Origin of the sequence: Geobacillus jurassicus NBRC 107829 (assembly GCF_001544315.1) — a bacterium.
GTDB lineage: Bacteria > Bacillota > Bacilli > Bacillales > Anoxybacillaceae > Geobacillus > Geobacillus jurassicus.
This window is the reverse complement of the sequence record NZ_BCQG01000128.1, coordinates 1-687: the sequence shown is the minus strand read 5'-3', so window position 1 is coordinate 687 and position 687 is coordinate 1. Positions and strand designations below refer to the sequence as shown.

The window sequence follows — 687 nt, the reverse complement described above, 5'->3', positions numbered from 1 at the left end:
TCCTCTCCTGCACTCAAGTCCCCCAGTTTCCAATGACCCTCCACGGTTGAGCCGTGGGCTTTCACATCAGACTTAAGGAACCGCCTGCGCGCGCTTTACGCCCAATAATTCCGGACAACGCTCGCCCCCTACGTATTACCGCGGCTGCTGGCACGTAGTTAGCCGGGGCTTCCTCGTGAGGTACCGTCACCGCGCCGCCCTTCTTCGAACGACGCTCCTTCGTCCCTCACAACAGAGCTTTACGACCCGAAGGCCTTCTTCGCTCACGCGGCGTCGCTCCGTCAGGCTTTCGCCCATTGCGGAAGATTCCCTACTGCTGCCTCCCGTAGGAGTCTGGGCCGTGTCTCAGTCCCAGTGTGGCCGGTCACCCTCTCAGGCCGGCTACGCATCGTCGCCTTGGTGAGCCGTTACCTCACCAACTAGCTAATGCGCCGCGGGCCCATCCGCAAGTGGCAGCTTGCGCCGCCTTTCAACCAAAGACCATGCGGTCTTCGGTGTTATCCGGTATTAGCTCCGGTTTCCCGGAGTTATCCCGGTCTTGCGGGCAGGTTGCCCACGTGTTACTCACCCGTCCGCCGCTGACCGAACAAGAGCAAGCTCCCATTCAGTCCGCTCGACTTGCATGTATTAGGCACGCCGCCAGCGTTCGTCCTGAGCCAGGATCAAACTCTCCAAAGAAAGTTGATT

At 60.1% G+C, this 687-nt stretch carries 1 rRNA gene; it reads right to left on the bottom strand.

The features are described 5' to 3' along the window. Positions 1 to 678: ribosomal RNA gene (locus tag GJ1_RS17440) — 16S ribosomal RNA — on the bottom strand; the annotation flags it as partial. Positions 679 to 687 lie beyond the last annotated feature (9 nt).